The sequence below is a fragment of the Streptomyces sp. SID3212 genome, assembly GCF_009865405.1.
Classification (GTDB): domain Bacteria; phylum Actinomycetota; class Actinomycetes; order Streptomycetales; family Streptomycetaceae; genus Streptomyces.
Genome location: NZ_WWJY01000708.1, coordinates 1 through 951, shown reverse-complemented (window position 1 = coordinate 951; position 951 = coordinate 1). Strand labels below are relative to the sequence as shown.

Annotated in this window: 2 protein-coding genes; both read right to left on the bottom strand. The window is 68.9% G+C overall.

The features are described 5' to 3' along the window. On the bottom strand, positions 1–261 hold a 261-nt coding region (locus tag GT042_RS21155), incomplete at its 3' end, for a translation initiation factor IF-2 N-terminal domain-containing protein (protein ID WP_161310296.1). Between the two features lie 177 nt (positions 262–438). After that, the gene (locus GT042_RS21150; protein ID WP_161310295.1) at positions 439–729 is read right to left on the bottom strand and encodes a YlxR family protein; all 291 of its coding nucleotides are present in this window, start codon (positions 727–729) and stop codon (positions 439–441) included. Positions 730–951 lie beyond the last annotated feature (222 nt).

The window sequence follows — 951 nt, the reverse complement described above, 5'->3', positions numbered from 1 at the left end:
GGCGGGACGCGCCGCCTGGGCCGGCGAGGGTGCGCCGGGCTTCGCGGGGGTCGCCTTGCGCGGCGCCCCCGGCTTCGCGGGGGCCTTGCCGGCGTTGCCGCCGGGGCCCTGCAATGCGTCGGTCAGTTTACGTACAACCGGCGCCTCGATCGTCGAGGACGCCGAACGGACGAATTCACCGAGTTCTTGGAGCTTGGCCATGACGACCTTGCTCTCAACCCCGAACTCCTTGGCGAGTTCGTATACCCGGACCTTAGCCACTTCGCTCCTTTTAGGTCCGGGTTACCGCCGGACCGTCGCTACTTCATGGGCGTACTCATCGCGTACTCATCGAGTGCTCATCGCAATCTCGACCTACTTCCAACTCGCGAGGTACCTGAACCGCACGGGGTTCCGTGCCGTACGTCTTCCTGCGGTGCTTCTTGCGGTGCACCGTTCCTACCGGGCCGCCGTCGCCGTACGGGCTTCGACGGTCCTGCGCAGCTCCGCGCTGTCGAGCGGTCCCTGGACCTTGAAGGCCCGGGGAAACGCCCTACGGCGGACCGCCAGGTCCAGACAGACCAAGGCGGGGTGCACATACGCACCCCGGCCGGGCAGCGTACCGCGTTGATCGGGAACACATTGTTCTCCGCTCAGCACGATGCGCAGCAGATCGTTCTTGGCCACTCGCTCCCTGCACCCCACGCACGTTCGCTCAGGGCAGGCTCGGGCGCTCGTCCGGCCAGACACGTTCAATCCTACCTCCCCGTACCGACCTCACCCCTCCGGGCCAGGATTCGAACGCCCGCCGACGGGCGACTCCGACCGAAAAAGATCTCTCAGGACCGGGCCGTCCGTCCGCCGGTCGTCGCCGGCACCGGCCCCGGTCCTTTCCTAGCCCCGGCCGCGCTCGCCGCCGCGGTCCGCGGTACGGCCCCGCTCCCGGTCCCGGTCGGGTCCGCCGTCGCGCTC